This is a genomic window from Vibrio sp. SCSIO 43155 (assembly GCF_023716605.1).
GTDB lineage: Bacteria > Pseudomonadota > Gammaproteobacteria > Enterobacterales > Vibrionaceae > Vibrio > Vibrio harveyi.
In genome coordinates this window covers 2,262,394-2,288,233 of record NZ_CP071852.1, presented here as the reverse complement: position 1 = coordinate 2,288,233, position 25,840 = coordinate 2,262,394, and the positions used below count along the sequence as shown (strand labels likewise).

Genomic DNA, 25,840 nt, shown 5'->3' with positions numbered 1-25,840 from the left:
AATAACCAGTGAAATAGAGTGGTTGTATTTCGCAGGTTAAACGGACGTGTTGCGGGAGTACAAAAGCAGAGATAACCCGCTTATGGAATAACCATTTATAGGTGATATTGCGTTTCGCTGAGCAAAGTGAAATCTAGTTGCTTGATTTATTGGAGTTTATGTTGTTAATTAGCTTGTCTTAAAATTCGGCTTTGCACAGAGCACACTCAAATAATAGAGTGGTTTATGAATAAGTTCTTGCCAAACTTTGCGTTTAAGCACATATTCATAGAAAGCAATTTTTTGTCTTATGCGTTAGTATATAGGCACTCATACTGATATCCACATTGACCAAAGTTATGTGGGTGCAGAGCCAATAAAAGTGTGGAGATACAAGTTTGATAAATGTTTTCCTTGTAGATGATCACGAGCTGGTTCGCACAGGGATACGACGTATTATTGAAGACGTCCGTGGAATGAACGTAGCAGGAGAAGCTGACAGCGGTGAAGAAGCAGTAAAATGGTGTCGCAGTAATCATGCAGACGTCGTTTTAATGGATATGAACATGCCAGGAATTGGCGGCTTGGAAGCCACTAAAAAGATTCTTCGCGTGAATCCTGATGTAAAAATCATCGTATTAACCGTTCATACGGAAAATCCGTTCCCAACTAAAGTGATGCAGGCGGGTGCTTCTGGTTACCTAACCAAAGGTGCAGGTCCTGATGAAATGGTTAACGCAATTCGTGTGGTTAACAGTGGGCAGCGTTACATCTCGCCTGAGATCGCGCAACAGATGGCATTGAGTCAATTCTCACCAGCCTCAGAAAACCCATTTAAAGACCTATCTGAACGCGAATTGCAGATCATGATGATGATCACCAAAGGGCAGAAAGTTACGGATATTTCTGAACAACTGAATTTAAGTCCAAAAACAGTCAACAGCTACCGCTACCGTCTGTTTAGCAAATTGGACATCAATGGTGACGTTGAGTTAACACACTTAGCGATCCGCCACGGAATGCTGGACACCGAGACCCTTTAGTGTGAATCAACCCTTCGATTCGGCTTCCTTTCTCAAGACAGTAACTCATCAGCCCGGCGTTTACAGAATGTACAACGCCGAGGCTGTTGTTATTTATGTCGGCAAAGCCAAAGACCTCAAAAAGCGTCTCTCCAGTTATTTTCGCAAGAAAGTCGACAGTGAGAAGACACGTGCACTCGTCAGTAATATTGCCAAGATTGACGTCACGGTGACCCATACCGAGACGGAAGCGCTCATCCTTGAGCACAACTATATCAAGCAATATCTACCGAAATACAACGTACTTCTGCGTGACGATAAATCGTACCCGTACATTTTTATCAGCGGTCACAAACATCCGCGACTGTCTATGCATCGTGGTGCGAAAAAACGCAAAGGTGAATACTTTGGACCGTATCCGGATTCGGGCGCAGTACGAGAAACCTTGCACTTATTGCAGAAAACGCTTCCTGTTCGACAGTGTGAAGACACCGTGTATTCCAACCGAACGCGTCCATGTTTGATGTATCAAATTGGTCGCTGCGCAGGTCCGTGCGTGAGCACGATTATTTCTGATGAAGAATACGACGAGCTGGTGGGGTTTGTTCGTTTGTTTTTGCAGGGTAAAGATAAACAGGTACTTGAGCAGCTTATTGAAAAGATGGAAGTGGCAAGCCAACAGCTTCGTTTTGAAGACGCAGCCAAATTCCGTGACCAGATCCAAGCGATTCGACGTGTACAAGAACAACAGTACGTTTCAGAAGACAGCATGGATGATATGGATGTACTTGGCTTTGCCCAAGAAAACGGTATTGCTTGTATCCATATTTTGATGATTCGTCAGGGTAAGGTGCTAGGCAGTCGCAGCCATTTCCCAAAGATTCCACAAAATACAAGTCAACAAGAAGTGTTTGATAGCTTCCTTACTCAGTATTATCTGAGCCATAACGAGGCACGTACCATTCCTTCTCGTATTATTTTGAATCAAGAATTGGGTGGCGATATAGAGCCTATCCAACAAGCTCTAAGTGAAGTGGCAGGTCGTAAGGTTCAGTTCCATACCTCTCCAACGGGTTCACGGGGTCGTTATCTAAAACTTTCCAATACCAATGCGCTTACTGCCATTACGACCAAAATTAATCACAAGATGACCATTAACCAACGCTTCAAAGCGCTGCGGGAAGTTTTGGGGATGGAAACTATTGCTCGAATGGAGTGTTTCGATATTTCGCACACTATGGGTGAAAGCACCATTGCCTCTTGTGTGGTTTTCAACAGTGAAGGTCCAGTTAAGCAAGAGTATCGTCGTTACAACATCACCGGAATTACTGGTGGCGATGACTACGCAGCGATGGGACAAGCATTGGAGCGTCGTTATTCGAAGCAACTCGATGTAGAGAAGATTCCTGACATTATCTTTATCGATGGTGGTAAAGGGCAGTTGAATCGAGCGCACGAAATCATTGTTCAATATTGGGGGGATTGGCCTAAGCGTCCGACCATGATCGGTATTGCGAAAGGGGTAACCCGTAAGCCAGGTCTTGAAACCTTAATTACCGTAGATGGTGATGAATTTAACTTGCCAAGCGATGCACCAGCATTGCACCTCATTCAACACATCCGAGATGAGAGCCATAACCATGCCATTGCAGGGCACAGAGCCAAACGTGGAAAAACGCGTCGTACCAGTGCTTTAGAGGGAATTGAAGGGGTTGGGCCAAAACGCCGTCAAGCTTTGCTCAAATACATGGGCGGTTTACAAGAATTAAAGCGTGCAAGTGTTGAAGAAATCGCCAAAGTACCGGGAATTAGTCACTCTTTGGCAGAAATTATTTTCCAAGCATTGAAACAATAAGGAAAATCCCGCAACATTAAGCCGCAATGTGTAAGAGAATAATAAAATGCGTTTGAATATCCCGAACATTCTATCTCTACTAAGACTGTTCCTAATCCCAGTTTTCGTGGTTGTTTTCTATCTACCTTACTCTTGGGCACCGTTTGCAGCAGCAATGGTTTTCTGGGTCGCAGGTTTTACTGATTGGCTCGACGGTATGTTGGCTCGTAAGCTAGGTCAAACATCGCGTTTTGGCGCTTTCATTGACCCAGTAGCAGATAAGGTTCTGGTAGCAACAGCGTTGATTTTGATCACGGAGCATTACCACACCATTTGGGTGACTATCCCAGCTGTAACAATGATAGCGCGTGAAATCATTATCTCTGCATTGCGTGAATGGATGGCAGAAATCGGGAAACGAGCCAGTGTCGCAGTTTCTTGGGTTGGTAAAGTAAAAACGGTATCGCAAATGTTCGCTTTATGGGTACTGATTTGGCGTTACGATGATTGGATGGTGTGGCTTGGCTTTGGTGCTTTATATGTAGCAACCTTCCTGACGTACTGGTCAATGGTTCAGTACTTAGCTGCGGCGAAAGATGATCTCCTTAATGAAGAACATCATTAAAACAATCCATCACAAATAGCATTTTAAAAAGCAGGCTCTATCGCCTGCTTTTTTTCTATCTCGATTTTATGAGTGAATTTTATGTGATCTAAGTCTTGTTTTTGTTCTGTCAGCACTTGGCGATGGTTTATGGCTTTGATTATCAACACTTGAAATAGAAAATCCCCCAAAGAGATAGGGTGGTGGAGTAGCCCAATATTCATGATAAACAAGTGTATTTGGTGTGGTTTCAGTATCAAAACTAATCAATTTACCGTCTTTCGCACAAATTCTGGTCAAACGATTTAAAAAAATAAAAATAGTGTTGACTCGATCGCTCGAATCCGTAGAATGCATCCCGTACCCAAGAGAGCAAAGCTTGAAAGGGTGGTGAGAAAAGTTAAGCTTTCTTCACAAATGAGGCGCCTTGGCAGAGTGGCTATGCAGCGGATTGCAAATCCGTGGACCTCGGTTCGACTCCGGGAGGCGCCTCCATTATTCTTTTGAGAGTGAATGACTTTCGAGAATAAATGCGACACTAGCTCAGTTGGTAGAGCGCAACCTTGCCAAGGTTGAGGTCACGAGTTCGAACCTCGTGTGTCGCTCCAAATAAAAATGATATGGCAATTAGCGGTATCAGATGGTGTTTTACTTTTCTGTAAAGGCATCACAAAGAATATTTGTGTGCCCTGGTGGTGGAATTGGTAGACACAAGGGATTTAAAATCCCTCGACGTTCGCGTTGTGCCGGTTCAAGTCCGGCCCGGGGCACCATCTCAAATCTGCGACACTAGCTCAGTTGGTAGAGCGCAACCTTGCCAAGGTTGAGGTCACGAGTTCGAACCTCGTGTGTCGCTCCAGATTTTAAAGCCCAGCATAAATGCTGGGCTTTTTCATTTCTGTTGTTTTCTTTTCTCTGAGCTTCTTCTTTCCTTCCATGCTGGCATAGATACCTCTGCCGCGTACTTTATTTATCCTGAATTTCCTTGCTCTTTCTACGCACGAAATACAGCCTCAACTAATCACCTTCACGCGTTTACTTTTCTGTCGAGGTTAAGAAGACCTTCTGCGATGCACATCAATGTTGAGGTAAATTAGTCCAGTAAACGTTTGCTGTGATTGTGATCTCAGTCAATATGCAACCTGTGAAAAGATATTGCCAGAAGATTTTATTTTGTGATAAATTCGCGCGCAATCTCGGAGCGTATTATTACGACTTTGATTCTCTGGGGGATACGCGTAGTGACCATTCAAGCTGATTGTGACACTACGTAGGGTAGGTATCGGCAAAGCCATTTGTCGATAGACGGGATACTAGTGCTGTAAGAAACAGCATGTTAATGGGAAACCCAACATTGAAACCTTTAAACAAACACACACTAATCAGCTTCATACTGCCGAAATGTCCTGTTTTACAAAACGGGTGCATTACGGAACCTTGATTACTCTCCAATCAAAATAAAAAGTCGCGCTTGTCGTGACGGGTTATCTGTATTTGTCGTTTAGAAAATGACGAATGCGGAGGTGTATCTGTATATCCTGTTATTTAATACTAACGAGAATAAATACAGGAAAGAGAATCATTATAATTCAAGGGATTATGTAGTATGAGCACTGCCTTTGAAGTCGATAACACTATCGCAAATTACTTTTCGTCTCAGGTTCCAGTTGTTGAAGGAACGTATGATTTAACGCCTGATCAAGTTCTTATCGAACAAGCAGAGCATGAATCGGAAGTACGTTCTTACCCACGTCGCTTGCCAATCGCAATTAAACAAGCTTACGGCTGTTTGGTTGAAGATACGCGTGGTCAAATCTTTCTAGACTGTCTTGCTGGGGCGGGTACGTTGGCTCTGGGTTACAATCACCCGGAAATCAACCAAGCGTTAAAAGAGCAGTTAGATTCTGGTTTGCCGTACCAGACTCTGGATATCGCAACGTCTGCGAAAACACATTTCATTAAGTCTGTTAAAGGCTTCCTTCCTCAAGAGCTAAGCGACAACTGCGTGATTCAGTTCTGTGGTCCTTCGGGTGCGGATGCCGTTGAAGCGGCTATTAAATTAGCGAAGCAAACCACGGGTCGTAACACCATGTTTGCTTTCCGTGGAGCCTACCACGGTATGACAAATGGCACCATGGGTATGATGGGGAACTTGGGTACCAAAGCTCGCCGTACTGGATTGATGTCAGATGTGCACTTTATGCCATTCCCATACAGCCTACGCTGCCCATTTGGGCTTGGCGGTGATGAGGGTGCGAAAGCGAGCATCCGCTATATCGAGCGTCTCTTGAACGACGATGAAGCGGGTATCATGAAGCCGGCAGCGATCATTGTGGAGCCAGTCCAAGGTGAGGGTGGTGTTATTCCTGCGCCTGCATTCTGGCTACGTGAACTACGCCGTATTTGTGATGATCACGGTATCTTGTTGATCTTCGATGAAATTCAATGTGGTGTTGGTAAGTCAGGTTACAACTTCGCATTCGAAGAAGCGGGCATTGTTCCTGATATTTTATGTTTGTCTAAAGCAATCGGTGGTGGCTTACCTATGTCACTACTGGTGATCAACAAACAACACGATACATGGAAGCCAGGTGAGCACACCGGTACTTTCCGTGGTAACCAATTGGCAATGGTCTCAGGTGCAAAAGCGCTAGAAATCATCCAGCGCGACAACCTTGTTGAACATGCGAACGTCGCTGGTCAGTATTTACGCTTTGGTCTTGAGAGCATTCAAAAACGTGTTAACTGTATCGCGGATGTTCGTGGCAAAGGTTTGATGCTTGGTGTTGAGATTAAGCATCCAAATGGCGAGCTGAACAAATTTGGTGAGCCTCTAGCTGATGGTCAATTGACACTTGCTATTCAACGTGCGGCGCTTGAGCGCGGCTTGATGGTTGAAAAGGGCGGTCGTGAAGGCTCTGTAATTCGCTTCCTTCCACCTCTTATTATCTCTTTTGAGCAAATCGACTTTGCGCTTCGCGTACTCGAAGAAGCGATTATCGCAGCGGGTGGCAGTCATATTGAAACTGCACCACAAGAAGAATGGAAAAAGCACTTTATTCAAACTGGTGAACTTGGTGGTGCCGAATTCGCGTCGGTTATGAATCACACTACCGCTGTAATGAAATCGGTGTTCGAAGAAGTGAACGCACCATACTCTGGTATGAACCCTAAGTTGCTGGAAGCAGCGATTAATGCAGTCGATCTAGACAACAAAAATGCGTCGTTAAAGTCTGTCATCGATGAAGCTGCTGAGCTTGTTGCAAAGAATGCGATTTTCACCCAGCACCCAGATTGTATTGCGCATCTACATACCCCTCCTCTCATGCCAGCGGTTGCGGCAGAAGCCATGATTGCGGCGCTAAACCAATCTATGGATTCATGGGATCAAGCTTCCTCTGCGACTTACGTAGAGCAAAAAGTGATTAATTGGTTGTGTGACAAGTATGAGTTGGGCGAGAAGGGCGACGGCATCTTCACCAGTGGTGGTACGCAAAGCAACCAAATGGGGCTAATGTTGGCGCGAGACTGGATTGCACACAAGCTAAGCGGTCACTCAATCCAAAAGCTGGGTCTTCCTGATTACGCAGATAAACTGCGCATTGTGTGTTCTAAGAAATCACACTTCACGGTTCAAAAGTCAGCATCTTGGATGGGACTGGGTGAGAAAGCAGTGATGACCGTCGATGCGAACGCTGACGGTACAATGGACGTTACTCAGTTAGATCAGGTTCTAACACAGGCGAAATCAGAAGGTCTGATCCCATTCGCCATTGTTGGCACGGCGGGTACGACTGACCACGGCGCAATTGATGACCTTGATTTCATTGCTGATATGGCAGCGAAGCATGAGATGTGGATGCACGTTGATGGCGCTTACGGTGGCGCACTGATTCTAAGCAGTCACAAATCTCGCCTGAAAGGTGTAGAGCGTGCGCACTCTATTAGTGTCGATTTCCACAAATTGTTCTACCAAACAATCAGTTGTGGTGCGTTGCTGGTGAACGACAAGTCGAACTTTAAGTTCCTACTTCATCATGCTGACTATCTGAACCGAGAACACGATGAGCTACCAAACTTGGTGGACAAATCTATTGCAACCACGAAGCGCTTTGATGCATTGAAAGTGTTCATGACGATGCAAAACGTGGGTCCTAAAGCGCTGGGCGATATGTACGATCACCTGTTGGTACAAACTCAAGATGTTGCCGAGATGATTCGTGCACACGATCAGTTTGAGCTTTTGGCTGAGCCGGCACTTTCTACGGTACTATTCCGCGCAACCAATGTACGCACAAACAACGCATCTGCAGATTTAGATGAACTAAACAAAGCGTTGCGTCTTGAAGCGTTGACTCGCGGTATCGCAGTTCTCGGTGAAACCATCGTTGATGGTAAGACCGCTCTTAAATTTACGATTTTGAATCCTTGTCTGACGACAGCGGACTTTGAATCTTTGCTCTTTAAAATCAACACGCTAGCAGTTGAGCTAGTTTAATAAAGGTAACGGAAAACTATGGCAGTTCTACAGATTGGTGCAGGCGGCGTTGGCTGGGTTGTTGCACATAAAGCAGCACAAAATAACGACGTTCTGGGTGATATCACAATCGCATCACGTACTATTGGTAAGTGTGAGAAGATCATCGAATCGATTCAGAAGAAAAACAACCTGAAAGATTCAGCTAAGAAGCTAGAAGCGCGTGCAGTGAACGCTGACGACGTAGATTCTCTGGTTGCTCTTATTGAAGAAGTAAAACCGGATCTTGTCATCAACGCGGGTCCTCCGTGGGTTAACATGCCAATCATGGAAGCGTGTTACCGAGCAAAAGTTTCATACCTAGACACATCAGTAGCGGTTGACCTATGTTCTGAAGGTCAGCAAGTACCACAAGCTTACGATTGGCAATGGGGCTACCGTGAGAAGTTCGAGGAAGCGGGCATCACAGGTATCCTGGGCGCTGGTTTCGATCCAGGTGTAGTCTCGGTATTTGCAGCGTACGCTGTAAAGCATCTGTTTGACGAAATCGATACGATTGATGTAATGGATGTTAACGCGGGTGACCACGGTAAGAAGTTCGCGACCAACTTTGACCCAGAAACGAACATGCTAGAGATCCAAGGTGATTCATTCTACTGGGAAAACGAAGAGTGGAAACAAGTACCTTGTCACTCTCGTATGCTAGAGTTCGATTTCCCGAACTGTGGTTCTCACAAAGTGTACTCAATGGCGCACGATGAAGTTCGTTCGATGAAAGAATTCATCCCAGCAAAACGCATTGAATTCTGGATGGGTTTCGGTGATCGTTACCTAAACTACTTCAATGTAATGCGAGATATTGGTCTACTAAGCCCAGATCCACTAACGCTGCACGATGGTACAGTCGTTCAACCTCTGCATGTACTAAAAGCGCTATTGCCAGACCCAACATCTCTAGCACCGGGCTACACAGGTCTAACGTGTATCGGTACTTGGGTTCAAGGTAAGAAAGATGGCAAAGAGCGTAGCGTGTTTATCTACAACAACGCAGATCATGAAGTCGCGTACGAAGACGTTGAACATCAAGCGATCTCTTACACGACGGGTGTTCCTGCGATTACAGCAGCGCTGCAGTTCTTCCGTGGTAAATGGGCTGACAAAGGCGTGTTCAACATGGAACAGCTAGACCCAGATCCGTTCCTAGAAACAATGCCAACAATTGGTCTAGATTGGCATGTTCAGGAATTAGAAGCAGGTCAGGGGCTTCCAGTTATCCACGAACTGAACAAGTAAGGCACTTACACTAACGATTTCTTTTTATCGTGTTTTGAGGTGTGCGCGTTAATTGTTACAAACAACGCGTGCATCCTAAACTCGATTAGAAGTTTCAGTGCAAGCTGCGCTTATTTTAATCATCAATCTAAGCCGGTGCGATCGCATCGGCTTTGTTCGGTTTTATAGTTCCTTCATTTTTATGAGGGGATCTAAGGTATTAACATGCAACAAAACGAACTTAAAACCCCATACTTCATGATCAATGAAGACAAATTGATTGAGAATCTAGAGAAGGCAAAACAGCTAAAAGATATCTCTGGTGTGAAGTTAGTGTTGGCACTGAAGTGTTTCTCGACATGGGGCGTATTCGACATTATCAAGCCTTACTTAGACGGTACAACCAGCTCTGGTCCTTTTGAAGTGAAGCTTGGTTATGAAACCTTTGGTGGAGAGACTCATGCTTACAGTGTTGGCTACAGCGAGGATGACGTACGTGAAGTAGCAGATATCTGCGACAAGATGATTTTTAACTCTCAGTCGCAGTTAGCAGCTTACCGCCATATTGTTGAAGGTAAAGCGTCGATTGGTTTGCGTCTAAACCCGGGTGTAAGCTATGCAGGTCAAGACTTGGCGAACCCTGCACGTCAGTTTTCTCGTCTAGGCGTACAAGCTGACCACATCAAGCCGGAAATTTTCGATGGCATTGATGGTGTGATGTTCCACATGAACTGTGAGAACAAAGATGTGGACGCATTCATCAGTCTGTTGGATTCGATCTCAGAGCAGTTTGGCGAGTATCTCGATAAGCTGGATTGGGTTAGCATGGGCGGCGGCGTGTTCTTTACGTGGCCGGGCTACGATATCGAAAAGCTGGGGCTTGCACTGAAAGCTTTCTCTGAAAAGCACGGCGTACAAATGTACCTAGAGCCGGGTGAGGCAATCATCACTAAAACGACGGATCTTGTCGTGACTGTGGTAGACATTGTTGAGAACGTGAAGAAGACTGCGATTGTGGATTCAGCAACTGAAGCACACCGCTTAGATACTTTGATTTATAACGAGCCAGCATCGATTCTTGAAGCAGCAGAAAATGGTGCACATGAATACGTCATTGGCTCGTGCTCTTGTTTAGCTGGTGATCAGTTCTGTGTGGCGAACTTTGAGCAACCACTGGAGATCGGACAGCGTCTGCACATTCTAGATAGTGCGGGTTACACCATGGTGAAACTGAACTGGTTTAACGGTCTACGTATGCCGTCGGTATACTGCGAACGTTCAAATGGTGAAATTCAAAAGCTGAACGAATTTGATTATTCAGACTTCAAACGTTCTCTGTCTCAATGGACAGTGAAGTAATCACCTTTTCATTTGATTGAACGCAAAAAGAGCAGCGATGAGCTGCTCTTTTTTATTATGCATTGCTTAGGATTACCGAGTGCTTTGGGCTTAAGATCAGCTTTCGACAATCACACGAGTATCTTCGCTGAGCGATTCTAACTCATTCGCTACATCATCAATTTCCAGTTCACTCGGCAACTTGATTGCCATCTTAGCGCTAAACAAGCTTGAACTTACACCTCCGCCACCGGCGATAAACACTCGTTGACAGTCCATGTCTAAAATCGAAATGCCTTGTCCATCGAGCACGTGGGTGATTTCGTTGACGATGCCTGCACGATCATTGGCGTCCAGACGAAGCTGAAAGACCGTATCTTCACGGTGAGAGTGAGGTTCGGAATCAACGAATTTTACGATGAGGGTTTGGCAAGCAGAGAACGCCTCTTTCACTGTGTTGGCATTTTCCTCTGGTAGCTCGATTTTGATCACGCCGGCAACCTGATCCTCAATAAAGTTCACTTTACTGATCAGCCATTTGCCTTCGTTTTCATGGGTAACCGCTGCAAGCTGTTTGATGGTCGCTGGTGATGCCTGACCGACGAAATTAACGATAAACACAGTGTTCATAATGGTCCCCTCCCGGAATAAGGTTTGGACGCGGCACGGTTAGACGTATCGCTATAGTTATTTGAGCTTAAGGTTTAAAACTTAAGTTATTGGAATTAGTCCTTAAATTCAGTGTAGGTGCTGGAGGAGGGTTAGGTTTGATAAAGGTCAATTTTTGACGCTAATTCGTGATGCAAATAATAAAAACTATGCTTGGGGCACAAAAAAGCAGCCCTCAGGCTGCTATTTAACAGTTTGGTTTTAGAAGGTGACCTTCATTTCAAAACCGTAGAAGACGTTATCGTAGCTTGCGCCGGAATCCATCGCAAACTTCGCTGCGTCTTGGTTGCCAAACCAAGGTGATGAACTGAATTGGAATTCTGCGCTACCGCCCCATGCATCTGATACCCAGTAGTGAATGTGTCCGACTGGATTGAGGAAGAATAGAGAAACGTCCCCAACGGTTTCTGAGCCCATTACTTCACCACCATTGGCAACGATGTCTTGTTCCGCTGTTAGCATCATTTCACCCACTACAGCACCAAAGAATGGAGTAATAAACAAGTCCTGCCATGATGGGATTTCAGCAAAAGCTTCTACACCGTATTCCCAGAAGAACGTCGACATGGTCGCAGAATACAAGAAGGATTCAAATTCGTTATAGCCAGCGTGGCGAGCAGCCGTATAGTAAACACCACCGAAGTAAGGGTGCATGACGTAGTTTAGAAAGTGCTCATCTCGGTCCCATACTGGACCGCTTGAAACGTTGTCTTTCCACTTGCTGCCTAGCTTACTCATGTCACGATCTTCTTCGTCCCATTTTGTAATGCTCTCAGGCAATAAAGTCATCAAACCTACCGTAGCCACACTCAAACCAAGAATGGTGTAAGTTTGACCCATGAGATAGTCCCAATCTTTGTCTTTTGGCACGATCATATGCTTCGGTTGAAGGCCTGCGTCGAGATTTAAAGAATCATCGTTATCAAGTCCCATCGCAAAGCGACGATTTTGTGGCTCGAAGCTATACAGAGTGGTCGTTTCGCAGTAACCTGACAGGCAATCAGGCGTGTAAGAGAACTCAATATGGTTACTCATATCGTACTGGCTTGCATTTGCGGTAGCAGATGCCGTCAGAACAAGACCACTTAGAGTTTTCTTGAACATGGATGATTTTGACACGAAGGTCTCCGAGTTGTTGGTTTGATGATCGGGCTCACAATTATCCCTTAAAAGAACAGCCATTTAAATACTTGACCTACATTTAATCTCAACAAATTAACTATGAGATTAGTCCAATAAAATGAAAACGATATAGGCACAATGTCGAAAAAATGTGGATTTTGCCTATTTTCAGGAGTCAGTTGTGAAAATTGCTATGCTAAGTACCGGTGAAGAGGTCCTTCACGGTGATATTGTTGATACAAATGCAGCTTGGCTGTCGAGCTTATTTTATCAACATGGATTTGGCTTAACGAAGCGCTCGACCGTTGGTGATAAACAATCGAGTTTGATTGAAGAGTTTTTGATGCTCAGCTTCAATAATGACGTGGTGATCGTGAATGGTGGTTTAGGACCAACCACAGATGACATGAGCGCAGCGGCAGCAGCGAAAGCAGCAGATTGCAAATTAGTGTTATTTAAAGACTGGTTAGCACACCTAGAGGCGATGTATGCCCGTCGTGGTATCCCAATGCCGGATAGCAATCTCAAGCAAGCTATGCTACCGGAAACGGCACAAATTGTTGATAATCCGATTGGCACGGCTTGTGGCTTTAAAATGCTGATCAATGATGCGGTGTTCTATTTCACCCCAGGTGTACCAAGTGAATTTAAGTTAATGGCAGAGACGCAAATTCTGCCAGATTTGAAAAAACTCTTCCCTGAAGTAGAAAGTGCATCTTGTAGCCGAATTTATACGTTTGGTCTGTCTGAATCTGGTATATCGGACAAGCTTGACCAAATGAAGCTTCCGCCTGGTTATGAGCTGGGTTATCGCTCTTACTTACCCTTTATCGAAGTGAAACTGTTTGGTCCATCTCAGCATATTGAGCAACGCATGAAGTTGATGCAGATGATCCATAAGCACCTTGAAACCAATTCTGTAAGTGTCGATGTACCTATGGTTGAACATGTCGGTCAGCTACTAACAGATAAAGCGCTGACACTATCGGTGTCGGAGAAAAGCAGTGCAGGGTATTTAACGTATTGGCTAAATAGTGATGAAAAAGTCGCTGAGCAATTCGGTCACGGTTGGGTTCTATCAGGAAACAATCAAACCATTGCAGATGAAGGGGACCCACTAGCAGCGACGTTTGCTCTAGCTGGTGCGACACGTGAAAAGTGCGCCACCGACTTGGCTTTAGTTACGGGAAAAATTGAAGAAGGCATTTTCTCTGTTGCTCTTTCCACGTCAACAGGAGAGTGGGGCGCCCTATACAAACTTTCAAGAAAATATCAGCAAGATGATCAGGTTAAAGTCATCAGTGCTGCGGCACTGGATATGCTACGCCGTTATCTAGAACGCAAGCCGATGTCTCAATACGCATTCTTGGAAAAGATTAAAGAAATGCACATTCCGAGCAGTGCTCTTTAAAAGGATGTCGAGCTGTTTAGATAGTAAAAGTAGACAGTAAAAATAAATAGTAAAAAGCCAAGGCGATTGCCTTGGCTTTTTTGTACTGGCTGGTGGCGTTTATGCGCGTTTTTCTTTCATCGCGTAATTCACACCACTGAGCGAAATTTCGGATTTCGCTTTGCAAATACAAGGCAGAATTTCGTCTGGCTGAGTATACGCCATTGCAAAACCAACATACTCCACGTCACCTGATTCCAATTTACAGCGACATGCACCACAGTGTCCGTCACGGCAATTGTATTCAGGTAGTAAGCCCGCTTGCTCCATCGTCTCCAAAATTGTGTTAGATGGATTAGACTCAATGCTAACGAGTTTGTTGATTTTGATGCTTGGCATTACAGCTCAAATCCTTCGAAGTCGTCTGCACTTACTTCATTGTCAATCTGACCAACAAGGTAAGAAGAGATTTCTGCTTCCTGCGGTGCAACTTGAACGTTATCCGATGACAACCAAGCGTTAATCCATGGGATAGGGTTTGAAGTTGCTTCAGGGTATGCTGCTGGTAGACCTACCGCTTGCATACGAATGTTTGTAATGTATTCAACGTATTGGCTAAGGATATCTTTATTTAGACCAATCATTGAACCATCTTTAAATAGGTATTCAGCCCATTCTTTCTCTTGCTCTGCCGCTTCTTTGAATAGGTCAAAACAGTCTTGTTTTGCTTCTTCAGCGATTTGCATGAAAGAGAAGTCATCTTGACCGTTACGTAGCAGGTTGATCATATGCTGAGTACCGTTCAAGTGAAGCGCTTCATCACGAGCGATGAGCTTGATGATTTTCGCGTTACCTTCCATAAGCTCACGTTCAGCGAAAGCAAATGAACATGCGAAACTTACGTAGAAGCGGATTGCTTCTAGTGCGTTCACTGACATCAAACAGACGTACAATTTCTTCTTCAGATCGTACAGGCTAACTTTAACCGTTTCACCGTTAAGAACGTGTTCGCCTTCACCGTAGCGGTGATAGTCGTTTGTCGCTTGGATCAGGTCATCGTAGTAATGCGCGATGTCTTTCGCACGCTTAAGGATGTGCTCGTTTTCTACGATGTCATCGAATACCACACTTGGATCATTCACGATATTACGGATGATGTGCGTGTAAGAACGAGAGTGGATCGTCTCAGAGAACGACCAAGTCTCGATCCAAGTTTCTAGCTCAGGTAGAGAAACCAGAGGAAGTAGCGCAACGTTCGGGCTACGACCTTGAATTGAGTCAAGCAGCGTTTGGTACTTCAGGTTTGAGATGAAGATGTGCTTCTCATGGTCAGGTAGCTTGTTGTAATCAATACGGTCGCTAGATACATCAACTTCTTCTGGACGCCAGAAGAAAGACAATTGCTTTTCGATAAGCTTTTCGAAGATCTCGAATTTTTGCTGGTCGTAACGAGCTACGTTCACTGATTGACCAAGGAACATTGGTTCCTTCAGTTGGTCATTTTTGTTCTGGTTAAAAGTACTGTAAGCCATAATGCCTCAATTCCTTTTAGACCTCCCCAAGCGGGGAGGCGTTCGATTGTTTGTTACTACGAATTGTTTAAGTGGGGGAGATTAAATCTTACAACCGCCGCCTGCACAATCGTCATCTTGTGGTTGAACTGCGTCTTTCTGGTCGTCTTTCGCACCGTCACGAGTGTTATGGTAGTAAAGCGTCTTCACACCAAACTTGTAAGCAGTCAGAAGGTCTTGAAGAAGTTTCTTCATTGGCACCTTACCGCTCTCATAACCAGAAGGATCGTAGTTTGTGTTCGCAGAGATCGCTTGGTCAACGAACTTCTGCATAATGCCCACAAGGTGTAGGTAACCGTCGTTAGAACCGATGTTCCAAAGCAGTTCATAGTTGTCTTTAAGCTCAGCGAAATCTGGCACAACTTGTTTCAAGATACCGTCTTTCGACGCTTTAACAGACACGAAACCACGTGGCGGCTCAATACCGTTTGTTGCGTTAGAGATCTGAGAAGATGTCTCAGAAGGCATTAGCGCAGTCAGTGTTGAGTTACGCAGACCGTGTTCCATGATTTCTTGACGTAGGCTGTCCCAATCGTAGTGCAGCTCTTCGTCACAAATTAGGTCAACGTCTTTCTTGTAAGTGTCGATAGGCAGTAGACCTTTCGCGTAGTTCGTTTCGTTAAACGAAGGACACTTACCTTGCTCTTTCGCAAGCGCAACAGAGGCTTTCAATAGGTAGTATTGAATCGCTTCAAATGTACGGTGAGTTAGACTGTTTGCGCTGCCGTCAGAGTACTTAACGCCATTCTTCGCTAGGTAGTATGCGAAGTTGATAACACCAACACCCAGCGTACGACGGTTCATTGTCGATTTGTATGCAGCTGGCAGTGGGTAATCTTGGTAATCAAGCAGTGCATCTAGCGCACGAACAACAAGCTCAGACAGTTCTTCGAAGTCATCCAGAGACTTGATTGCACCAAGGTTAAACGCAGACAGTGTACATAGCGCGATTTCGCCCGAGTCATCTTCAACGTTAGTTAGTGGCTTGGTTGGCAGCGCGATTTCCAAACATAGGTTTGATTGACGAACTGGTGCTACTTCTGAATCGAACGGGCTGTGCGTATTACAGTGGTCTACGTTCTGAATGTAAATACGACCAGTTGATGCGCGCTCTTGCATTAGAAGAGTGAACATTTCAATCGCTTTAACGGTCTCTTTCTTGATTGAAGGATCGTTTTCGTATTTCACGTATAGACGCTCGAATTCTTCTTGGTTTTCGAAGAATGCGTCGTACAGACCTGGTACGTCAGATGGTGAGAATAGCGTGATGTTGCCACCTTCCACTAGGCGTTGATACATCAGTTTGTTCAACTGAACACCGTAGTCCATATGACGAACACGGTTCTCTTCAACACCACGGTTGTTCTTAAGAACCATTAGCGAGCGCGCTTCACCGTGCCATAGTGGGTAGAATACAGTTGCTGCACCACCACGAACACCACCTTGAGAACAGCACTTAACTGCTGTTTGGAAGTATTTGTAGAACGGGATACAACCTGTATGGAATGCTTCACCACCACGGATCTCAGAACCAAGTGCACGGATACGACCAGCGTTGATACCGATACCAGCACGTTGAGAAACGTAACGTACGATTGAACTTGCTGTTGCGTTGATAGAATCTAGGCTATCACCACACTCGATCAGCACACATGAGCTGAACTGACGAGTAGGGGTACGTACACCAGACATGATTGGTGTAGGTAGAGAAATCTTAAATGTCGATGTCGCATCGTAGAAACGTTTGATGTAGTCAAGACGCGTTTCTTTCGGGTAGTTAGCGAACAAGCAAGCAGACACTAGAATGTAAAGGAACTGAGCACTTTCGTAGATTTCACCCGATACACGGTTTTGAACGAAGTACTTACCTTCTAGTTGTTTTACAGCAGCGTAAGAGAAATCAAGGTCGCGCTTGTGATCGATGTAAGCATCAAGCTCGTCCAATTCAGCTTTTGTGTAGTCTTCTAGGATGTGTTGGTCGTACTTACCCATATCAACAAGACGAGCTACGTGGTTGTAAAGCGTTGGCGGCTCATATTGACCGTATGCTTTCTTACGTAGGTGGAATACCGCTAGGCGAGCAGCTAGGTATTGGTAATCCGGTGTTTCTTCTGAAATCAAATCTGCAGCAGACTTGATGATAGTCTCGTGGATATCTGTCGTCGTAATGCCGTCGTAAAACTGGATGTGAGCACGTAGTTCTACTTGTGATACCGATACGTTGTTCAGGCCTTCTGCAGCCCAAGTAATAACGCGATGGATTTTCTCCAGATCGATAGTTTCTTTGCGGCCATCACGTTTAGTGACGGTAAGTTGTTGGTTCATTCTGCTTTATTTCCCTAAGAAAACTGATAAAAGCCGTATTTTTGTTTGTTTATGTGCAAAACTTGTAAAATTTGCGGCGGCTTTGTGATCAAAGTCTATCTATATATTGTAGTCGAAACACAAGATATAGGGGTTCATTTGTTTGCGAGTTACAAGATAGTGCTGTTACCCCAATTTTTCAAGGCACAGGTTTGGGATGACTTGTGGATAACTAACAAAATAAAAAAAAACAGTAAGTGAACACTAACCGATGAGAAAAGGGCTGACTTGAATGGGGAAAAATACGTTTTTTAAATCGGTTCATAAATAACCGCATGTAAAAATATTTTCCTTGATCTTTGACAGTTTTTGTTTGTTAAAAATAGTTTGGTCAAAATGGAATCTAGAGCACTTTTTTTCGACAGAAATTGACAAAAAAAGCGGCGCATCTATGCTACCGCTTTTTCTCAATCTTGATGCTCGTTTGTCGCTCAAGCGTCAATCGAACCATCAATATTTTGTAGTATGAACGATGTAGTTTACATCCACATTACGACCAAGTTTGTAGCTATCGTTGAGTGGGTTGTAATGTAAGCCTGTGATCCCCATCTCGGTAAGGTCTGTCTGGTCAATCATCTTCATCATTTCACCAGGTTTGATGAACTTCTCATGATCGTGTGTACCTTCTGGCACAATCTTAAGCAACTTCTCTGCACCCACAATGGCAAATAGGTAAGATTTGATATTACGGTTCAAGGTAGAGAAGAAAACGTGACCGCCAGGTTTGACCAATGCAGCACAAGAACGAATCACTGAAAGTGGATCTGGAACGTGTTCAAGCATTTCCATGCAAGTGACAACGTCATAGATTCCTGCATTTTCTGCTGCGTGGTCTTCAATCGTGCTTTGGATGTAAGTCAACTTAGTGCCAGTCTCAAGTGCATGCAGGCGAGCGACCTCAAGAGGCTCTTTACCCATATCCAAACCAGTAACTACTGCACCTTCTTTAGCCATGCTCTCAGCTAGGATGCCACCACCACAGCCAACATCGAGCACTTTTTTACCAAATAAGCCGTCTGCTTTCTCTAGGACATAGTTCAAGCGAAGCGGGTTAATTTGATGAAGTGGCTTGAACTCGCCTTCTAAATCCCACCAACGAGAAGCCATCTCTTCGAATTTCTTAATTTCACTTGGGTCGACGTTTTGTGCTTTAGTCATGATTGTTATATCGCTTCGCTAATAGTCCTTTGGAAGGCGAGATTATACTCCAATGGTACGATACGTTAAAACTGGTTCTTTTCTCACAATCGCTACAGGAGAGATTTTTGACTGATGTTGGTGGAAATATAGTCAGTTTTCATAAAGATATGGGATGAATGTGCAAATTCTCTTCATTTAACCCATAACCAAGCTCACAACCTGATAAAACGAGTGGGAAAGTGATGCCCCGTTGATGAATTGTGTGTTATATTTTTGCACCTTACACGTATCGTAATTACGATCAGATAATAGAGGGATAATGGCTCTATGAGCGATTTAGCTAAAGAGATCACGCCCGTAAACATTGAAGATGAGCTTAGAGGTTCATATCTAGACTACGCGATGTCTGTCATCGTGGGTCGTGCTCTTCCAGATGTGCGTGATGGCCTAAAACCAGTACACCGCCGCGTTTTATTCGCGATGAACGTACTAGGCAACGATTGGAACAAACCATATAAAAAATCAGCCCGTGTTGTCGGCGACGTAATCGGTAAATATCACCCACACGGTGATAGTGCTGTGTACGACACAATCGTACGTATGGCTCAGCCGTTCTCACTTCGTTACATGCTGGTCGATGGTCAAGGTAACTTTGGCTCGATCGATGGCGACTCTGCTGCGGCAATGCGTTATACCGAAGTACGTATGGCGAAAATGGCCCACGAACTTCTGGCTGACCTAGACAAAGAAACTGTGGACTACGTACCTAACTACGATGGTACGGAGCAAATTCCTGCAGTTCTTCCTACTAAAATTCCTAACCTACTGGTAAACGGTTCTTCCGGTATCGCGGTAGGTATGGCAACCAACATCCCGCCACATAACCTTGGCGAAGTGATCGATGGCTGTCTTGCATACATCAATAATGAAGAAATCACTATTGATGAGCTAATGGATTACATTCCTGGTCCTGATTTCCCAACTGCGGCGCTTATCAGCGGTCGTAAAGGTATTGTAGACGCGTACAAAACAGGTCGCGGCAAAATCTACATGCGTTCAAAAGCGGAAATCGAAGTGGAGAAGAATGGTAAAGAAACCATCATCGTCACTGAAATCCCTTACCAGGTGAACAAAGCTCGTTTGATCGAGAAAATCGCTGAGCTAGTAAAAGATAAGAAAGTAGAAGGCATTAGTGCGCTACGTGACGAGTCTGATAAAGATGGTATGCGTATCGTAATTGAATGTAAGCGCGATGCAGTGGGTGAAGTTGTTCTAAACAACCTTTACGCACAAACTCAGCTTCAAACCACTTTCGGTATCAACATGGTTGCGCTAAACAACGGCCAACCTCAGCTATTCAACCTAAAAGACATGTTGAAGTGCTTCGTTGATCACCGTCGTGAAGTTGTGACTCGTCGTACTATTTTCGAATTGCGTAAAGCGCGTGAACGTGCGCATATCCTTGAAGCGCTTTCTCTTGCTCTTGCGAACATTGACGAAGTTATCGAACTCATCAAAAACGCACCAACTCCAGCTGAAGCAAAAGTTGGCTTGGTATCGCGTGGTTGGGATCTTGGTAACGTAGCATCAATGCTAGAGCGTGCTGGTACTGACGCTGCACGTCCTGAATGGCTAGAAGATCAATACGGTATCCGTGATGGTCTGTACTACCTAACAGAAACTCAAGCTCAAGCGATTCTAGAACTTCGCCTACACCGTCTAACTGGTCTAGAGCATGAGAAGATTCTTGATGAATACAAAGCGCTATTGGACGAAATTGCAGAGCTAATGCACATCCTTGCAAGCACTGAGCGTTTGATGGAAGTGATCCGTGAAGAACTTGAAGCGGTTCGCGATGGTTACGGCGATGAGCGTCGTACAGAAATTACAGCAGCTAGCCATGACATTGACATGGAAGAGCTGATCGCTCGTGAAGACGTAGTAGTAACTCTGTCTCACGAAGGTTATGTTAAGTACCAAATCCTAAGCGACTACGAAGCTCAGCGTCGTGGTGGTAAAGGTAAGAGTGCAACGAAGATGAAAGATGAAGACTTCATCGAGCGTCTACTTGTTGCAAATACTCACGATAACATTCTGTGTTTCTCAACTCGTGGTAAGACTTACCGTCTGAAAGTTTACCAATTACCTCATGCAACTCGTACTGCACGTGGTAAGCCAATCGTAAACATCCTTCCACTTGAGGAAGGTGAACGTATCACGGCAATCCTTCCGGTAGATGAGTTCTCTCCAGAGAAGTTTATCTTCATGGCTACGGGTGACGGTACGGTTAAGAAGACACCTCTGAACCAGTTTGCTAACGTACGTTCAAACGGTCTGATCGCAGTTAACCTACGTGATGATGACTCTTTGATCGGCGTTGATATCACTACAGGTTCCAGCGATATCATGCTGTTCTCTAAAGCAGGTAAAGTGGTTCGCTTTAGCGAAGACAAAGTACGTGCAATGGGTCGTACAGCGGCAGGTGTTCGCGGTATGAAGCTAGCAGATGATGATCAAGTGGTTTCTTTGATCGTTCCATCAAACGAAGGCGATATCCTAACGGTTACTCAAAACGGTTACGGTAAACGTACTGAACTAGCGGAATACCCAACGAAAGGTCGTGCAACTCAGGGCGTTGTGTCTATCAAGGTTTCTGAGCGTAACGGTCCAGTAGTTGGCGCGGTACAAGTAGAAGAAGGCGACGAGATGATGATGATCACCGACGCTGGTACTCTAGTACGTACACGTGTTGCGGAAGTTAGCCAAGTTGGTCGTAACACTCAAGGTGTAACGCTTATCCGTACAGCTGAAGATGAGTCAGTGGTTGGTTTGCAGCGCATTGATGAAGTTGAAGAAGTAGAACTGCCAGAAGGCGAAGAAGCGGAAGCAACAGAAGCAAATGCAGAAGGTCAAACGCCTGAAGCACCAGCAGCGGATGATGCAGCAGAAGGTTCTGAAGAAGAGTAATCTTTTTCTTTACATCTAAGTTTGAAAGCCGAGCATTACGCTCGGCTTTTTTGTATCTGTATCAACGCAATATTGAGAGGAAGTCAGTAAACTAAACCAATATTTGCTTGTGGGGTACATTATGTCTGCTTGGTTCTTCGTTGCCATCACTCTGATGGGGTTATTCGTCGTGGTGTTATCGCTCAGCGCTTCAAAGGTCAAACCGGCTCAATGGTTTGGGCTTTGTACTTTAGTTTTGGTTGTTACTAGTGCAAGCTTTTTACTCTTGCGACAAACGCCACCGCCAACAATGCAAGCCGAGATGTCACGTATGACCAATGCACGGGATATCATGCAAGAGATCCAAGACCAGTTGCGCGAAGACCCAAATAATGCAGCATTGTGGTTTCAATTAGGGCAGGGCTATCTTGTTGAAGGGGAGCTTGATGGAGCATTGATTTGTTTTGATTATGCTATTCAGCTTAGTGACGTTGTTAGTGCCACCCAACTTGCCGCGAAAGCCACCACACTATATTACCTCCACCAACAATCCATGACGGAAGAAGTCACTCTGCTACTTGAGCAAGCCTTACAGCTCGAGCCGCACAATGAAGCCGCTTTGTCTTTGATTGCAAATGACCACTTTTTGTCATTTCGTTTTCAAGAAGCCATTGATACCTGGGTACTATTATTAGATTCCAATGATCCTAATTTGGATCGTGTACAAATCATAAACTCAATCAACAAAGCGAAAGAGTTGTTGTAAGCATATAATTAGGGGGCTGTTGACCCTTCGTGCTGATTTCTGCAGCGAATTGTTGGGCCTTTACACAAAGCAGAGGTTTTGATGTGCAGTTCGTCTTTATGAGAAGGCAAAAACGCAGTAGAAGTGACCCATAAACGCTACCCCAAAGGGGCGTCTAAAATTAACCGCGAAAGATAAACAGCCTCTGGAGCAGTAAAAGGAAAGTGGGTGATGAATGAACAATAAAGCGTTAGGGATATTAGCGGTGCTATGCGGTTCCGTGTTGGCGGGTTGTACCTCTTCCGATCATTCCGGTTCCTCATCTTCGGCTTATTACACTTCTGGTTACTACGACCCATGGTGGTACGATCATGATGATTATTGGATTTACTACTACCCAGGTTGTTGTGATAACGATGACGAGTATAAAGAGAAGTTGGAAGCGTGGTGGAACGGTTTGGATGAAGAACAACAACAATCCATCAAAGACAAAGTTGAAGATTGGAAAGACGATGATATGTCCGCCAACATCGACACCATGAAACGTCAGCTTGACGATCACTGGCAATCGCTACCAGAAGAACAAAAGCAGGAGATTCAAACTAAATGGGAGAATCGTCCGGAACGCATCGAACCAGCGTTGATGCAAGACAAAGCATTGAAAGAAAAAGTGCAACAAAGAGAAACGCGACCAGAGACAAAAGTTCAACGCCCGGTGGCAAAACCTAGCATTCAAATGCCTAAAACACGTCCAAATATACAGCCCAGACCGAGACTTCCTCGCCGTTAATTATAAGGCGAGCTGGGTTTAGTTCGTCTTTTCCTACGATCAAACAAAAAGGGCGCATTGTGCGCCCTGTACTTTGCATGGTGTTATCTTAGTTGATTAGTACGTTGCTTCGCGCTCCGCTGCTGCTTTATCCCAATCTGGAACCACGGTCTCTAAGAAGTGGTTCTTGTCCGCGTTCATTTTTTCCATATCCATCCCAAGAGCTTGTTGTGCTTTGGCCTTAGTTGAAATATCAGGGATCTGTACTGGGTCAGTAATGCCTTTCGTCGCTAGTAAACGAACCAGCTTAGTACGGGCGTCTGCTGCGCGGTCGACTGCAGTACCCAGTACTTCAAGTGCCACTTCAGGCGCGTGCATATGAACGCCATGAGAGGCAATTGCGTAATCCCAACGCCATTGTGCATGGCGGATATCTTGAAGGATAGGTTGCATCTCTTCTTCTGTTGCCCCGGCTTTCCATGCAGCTCCTGCCTCAAAGTGCGCTGCCACGATTTGCTTCTCGGCAGTGAGCTTCATGTTCAGTACTTGCGCTTTGCGAGTCGAAACGATGCCTTGCAGCTGTTCTTTGGTTTGGGTATGACATTGCGCACACGTGTCTTCGAAACGATCAAATGGGTTACCCACTTTGTGATCGGTGTAAACTGTGCCGTCTTCTTTGGTTACTTTAGGCATGTGACAGTCCACGCAGACCACTTTGTTTTTGCCATGGATACCATCACGCCACGTTTCGTAACCCGGGTGCTGTGCTTTCAACATTGGTGCCTTGGAGACTGCATGCGTCCAATCTTTGAAATTTAGCGCGTCGTAGTATTTCTCCATGTCATTAACGGTAGTGCCCATGTCCCATGGGAATTTGACGGCTTTCGTCGGACCCGTAAAGTAGTACTCTACGTGACATTGCGCACATACTGATGCTTGTTTATCTAGGCGAGATTGCTGATCAAAGTTTTTGCCTATTGTATCGAATGCACGTTCTACGTATGGACGGGTCAATGCTAAAGCAGGCTCACCTTTCTTAAACTCTTCAGAGCGTGTGTCATGACAGTCAGAACAACCGATCGGGTTGACGATTTCTGAGCCTAAACGTGCCCATTTCCCTTCGAAATAACCGTCTTCACCTCGCTCTTCAATCACACGCGCCACATCTGGGCTTTTACAGCTCCAACACGCCATTGGCATGGGACCGGACTTCTCATCGCTAGGTGCACCAGTACGTAGAGTTTGGCGAACATCATCGAGTGCGTAAAAGTGACCGCGTGCCTTGTTGTAGTCTTTCGCGAATCCATAGCCTGCCCATAAGATTACCATGTTCGGATCTTCGCCTAGGGCATCTTCAATATGTTCGCTCTCAGAGGTGGCTTTCCATGAGTGGTATTGGTCAGGGTGTTGTTGCTCAAAGGCATCATTGCGAGGGTCCATGAGACCTTTCTCTTCTGCTGCCAACGGAGCGCCGGCCAAAAATAATTGGCTGGCGAATAAGGTCGCAACCGCGATTGGTGCGCTCATCCAGTGTTTTATGCTCACGGTGTTATCTCCATATTCGTTTTTATTAGCAGCGTTGTGAGGAGCTATTCCAAATAAGAATCGGAGATCTAAAGTTAATATTATTAGTTAATTAAGGAGATGAAATAGTGAGCGAAACTTGTCTTGTTTTAGATCAATTTACACCAGTGATCTCAATCATATTTAGATTTATATACCCCTAAAGGGGTAGTGGTTAATGTCTTGTTTGATAAGGGGTTGGCTTTTTAACCATTTTAAAAATAGGGTGATTTAGTTCGCTTTTTGAACAGGTGTTTCTACCCCTTATGAATAATAGAGGTATTATAAATATAGGTTTAGCGTTGTGGCTTTCCGAAATAAGAATTGATGTCATTTGAAGATTTGGAAAATATCTTCAGAGGAAATTAATTGTCGCTCAAATAAATAGTTGAGAATAGTTATCAATTATTATCGAGCTAAGGAAAGAAAAATATGGGCAATATAAAATTGACCATAGAGACAATGCTGAAATTTCTCTTCATCCTTGCCATCTATGGTTTTACCATCGCCGCCCATGCGACTTCTTCAGAGCCAATTGATGGAGCTCAATCTGAGCGTCATCAAGTCGAGTTAATCCGTGACAGAGACTATAAATGTCTGCAATGTCACAAGGATGCCAAAGAGACTCTGAACCTTTCGCATGATCCTCAAGCGTTACTCAGTCAGGGTAAACAGCTTAATTGCACCAACTGCCATAGTAATATCGGTCCTGACCATCGAGAAGGCGCGCCTGATGTAATCAAGTTTTCAGCGGCTCAATCGAAAGCGGTGCACGACAAAGTGTTCTTAGACCCAAGCTTGATCCTCAAAGCGAACAGCCAGTGTGTGGATTGTCATACACCAACAAAGCTAAGAGAAAGCCACTGGACACATGATGTGCATGCTAAAAATCTCACTTGTTCAAATTGTCATGATGTACACGCCGCCAAAACTAAAGCGCTGTCGTACGACAGAAAGCAACTGATCAAACAGTGTGTGGATTGTCACTCTGAATTTGCCGTCAAACCTGAGCTCGCAAAAGAAGAGGAGAGATAG

At 44.8% G+C, this 25,840-nt stretch carries 18 protein-coding genes and 4 tRNA genes; 15 read left to right on the top strand and 7 right to left on the bottom strand.

Annotated elements, in window-relative coordinates; translation table 11 throughout:
• The first annotated feature begins 377 nt into the window (after positions 1-377).
• The 10 genes from uvrY to nspC all read left to right on the top strand — a co-directional run bounded on the left by uvrY (position 378) and on the right by nspC (position 10,547).
• The gene (uvrY, locus tag J4N44_RS11005) at positions 378-1,022 is read left to right on the top strand and encodes a UvrY/SirA/GacA family response regulator transcription factor (RefSeq protein ID WP_005434947.1); all 645 of its coding nucleotides are present in this window, start codon (positions 378-380) and stop codon (positions 1,020-1,022) included.
• 1 nt (position 1,023) lies between these two features.
• Positions 1,024-2,856 (top strand): excinuclease ABC subunit UvrC, encoded by a 1,833-nt coding sequence (uvrC, locus tag J4N44_RS11000; RefSeq protein WP_252044452.1) that lies wholly within the window; start codon positions 1,024-1,026, stop codon positions 2,854-2,856.
• A gap of 46 nt (positions 2,857-2,902) precedes the next feature.
• Positions 2,903-3,460, top strand: coding sequence for a CDP-diacylglycerol--glycerol-3-phosphate 3-phosphatidyltransferase (gene pgsA / locus J4N44_RS10995; protein WP_005445072.1), 558 nt, complete (start codon positions 2,903-2,905; stop codon positions 3,458-3,460).
• Between the two features lie 400 nt (positions 3,461-3,860).
• A tRNA-Cys gene (locus J4N44_RS10990) sits at positions 3,861-3,934 on the top strand.
• 37 nt (positions 3,935-3,971) lie between these two features.
• A tRNA-Gly gene (locus tag J4N44_RS10985) sits at positions 3,972-4,047 on the top strand.
• A gap of 78 nt (positions 4,048-4,125) precedes the next feature.
• Positions 4,126-4,212, top strand: a tRNA-Leu gene (locus J4N44_RS10980).
• A gap of 10 nt (positions 4,213-4,222) precedes the next feature.
• Positions 4,223-4,298: transfer RNA gene (locus J4N44_RS10975), tRNA-Gly, on the top strand.
• 747 nt (positions 4,299-5,045) lie between these two features.
• Positions 5,046-7,937, top strand: coding sequence for a pyridoxal phosphate-dependent class III aminotransferase (locus J4N44_RS10970; RefSeq protein WP_252044451.1), 2,892 nt, complete (start codon positions 5,046-5,048; stop codon positions 7,935-7,937).
• An 18-nt stretch (positions 7,938-7,955) separates the two neighbouring features.
• Complete coding sequence (locus J4N44_RS10965) at positions 7,956-9,209, top strand: carboxynorspermidine synthase (RefSeq protein WP_005445078.1); 1,254 nt, start codon at positions 7,956-7,958, stop codon at positions 9,207-9,209.
• A 204-nt stretch (positions 9,210-9,413) separates the two neighbouring features.
• Positions 9,414-10,547, top strand: coding sequence for a carboxynorspermidine decarboxylase (nspC, locus tag J4N44_RS10960; RefSeq protein ID WP_005445080.1), 1,134 nt, complete (start codon positions 9,414-9,416; stop codon positions 10,545-10,547).
• Positions 10,548-10,643: 96 nt separating this feature from the next.
• On the opposite strand, the gene J4N44_RS10955 is transcribed toward nspC, so the two are convergent.
• Positions 10,644-11,156 (bottom strand): glycine cleavage system transcriptional repressor, encoded by a 513-nt coding sequence (locus J4N44_RS10955; protein WP_005445081.1) that lies wholly within the window; start codon positions 11,154-11,156, stop codon positions 10,644-10,646.
• Between the two features lie 240 nt (positions 11,157-11,396).
• Complete coding sequence (locus tag J4N44_RS10950; RefSeq protein ID WP_005445090.1) at positions 11,397-12,299, bottom strand: DUF3943 domain-containing protein; 903 nt, start codon at positions 12,297-12,299, stop codon at positions 11,397-11,399.
• A 199-nt stretch (positions 12,300-12,498) separates the two neighbouring features.
• Between J4N44_RS10950 and J4N44_RS10945 the strand changes: the two genes are divergently transcribed.
• Positions 12,499-13,728 (top strand): CinA family nicotinamide mononucleotide deamidase-related protein, encoded by a 1,230-nt coding sequence (locus J4N44_RS10945; RefSeq protein WP_252044450.1) that lies wholly within the window; start codon positions 12,499-12,501, stop codon positions 13,726-13,728.
• A 99-nt stretch (positions 13,729-13,827) separates the two neighbouring features.
• Here J4N44_RS10945 and yfaE read toward each other — a convergent pair whose 3' ends face one another.
• The 4 genes from yfaE to ubiG form a co-directional block, all read right to left on the bottom strand.
• On the bottom strand, positions 13,828-14,106 hold the full coding sequence (yfaE, locus tag J4N44_RS10940; protein ID WP_005445095.1) for a class I ribonucleotide reductase maintenance protein YfaE: 279 nt from the start codon (positions 14,104-14,106) through the stop codon (positions 13,828-13,830).
• The gene (gene nrdB / locus J4N44_RS10935) at positions 14,106-15,239 is read right to left on the bottom strand and encodes a class Ia ribonucleoside-diphosphate reductase subunit beta (protein WP_005445097.1); all 1,134 of its coding nucleotides are present in this window, start codon (positions 15,237-15,239) and stop codon (positions 14,106-14,108) included. The genes yfaE and nrdB overlap by 1 nt, the downstream gene beginning before the upstream one ends.
• A gap of 81 nt (positions 15,240-15,320) precedes the next feature.
• Positions 15,321-17,603, bottom strand: a complete 2,283-nt coding sequence (gene nrdA / locus J4N44_RS10930) for a class 1a ribonucleoside-diphosphate reductase subunit alpha (protein ID WP_252044449.1) — start codon at positions 17,601-17,603, stop codon at positions 15,321-15,323.
• Between the two features lie 489 nt (positions 17,604-18,092).
• Positions 18,093-18,800, bottom strand: a complete 708-nt coding sequence (gene ubiG / locus J4N44_RS10925) for a bifunctional 2-polyprenyl-6-hydroxyphenol methylase/3-demethylubiquinol 3-O-methyltransferase UbiG (protein WP_005445102.1) — start codon at positions 18,798-18,800, stop codon at positions 18,093-18,095.
• Positions 18,801-19,109: 309 nt separating this feature from the next.
• On the opposite strand from ubiG, the gene gyrA reads away from it, so the two are divergent.
• The 3 genes from gyrA (at position 19,110) to J4N44_RS10910 (ending at position 23,263) form a co-directional block, all read left to right on the top strand.
• A complete protein-coding gene (gyrA, locus tag J4N44_RS10920; RefSeq protein WP_005445103.1) occupies positions 19,110-21,749 on the top strand; it encodes a DNA gyrase subunit A in 2,640 nt (879 codons plus the stop codon).
• Between the two features lie 121 nt (positions 21,750-21,870).
• Positions 21,871-22,494, top strand: a complete 624-nt coding sequence (locus J4N44_RS10915) for a TPR domain-containing protein (protein ID WP_005445105.1) — start codon at positions 21,871-21,873, stop codon at positions 22,492-22,494.
• A gap of 214 nt (positions 22,495-22,708) precedes the next feature.
• Entirely contained in the window at positions 22,709-23,263 is a 555-nt protein-coding gene (locus J4N44_RS10910) for a hypothetical protein (RefSeq protein WP_222326430.1), read from the top strand.
• Between the two features lie 96 nt (positions 23,264-23,359).
• On the opposite strand, the gene nrfA is transcribed toward J4N44_RS10910, so the two are convergent.
• Positions 23,360-24,787: an ammonia-forming nitrite reductase cytochrome c552 subunit gene (gene nrfA, locus J4N44_RS10905; RefSeq protein WP_222326432.1), complete on the bottom strand. Its 1,428-nt coding sequence runs from the start codon at positions 24,785-24,787 to the stop codon at positions 23,360-23,362.
• A 450-nt stretch (positions 24,788-25,237) separates the two neighbouring features.
• On the opposite strand from nrfA, the gene nrfB reads away from it, so the two are divergent.
• The gene (nrfB, locus tag J4N44_RS10900) at positions 25,238-25,840 is read left to right on the top strand and encodes a cytochrome c nitrite reductase pentaheme subunit (protein WP_017817906.1); all 603 of its coding nucleotides are present in this window, start codon (positions 25,238-25,240) and stop codon (positions 25,838-25,840) included.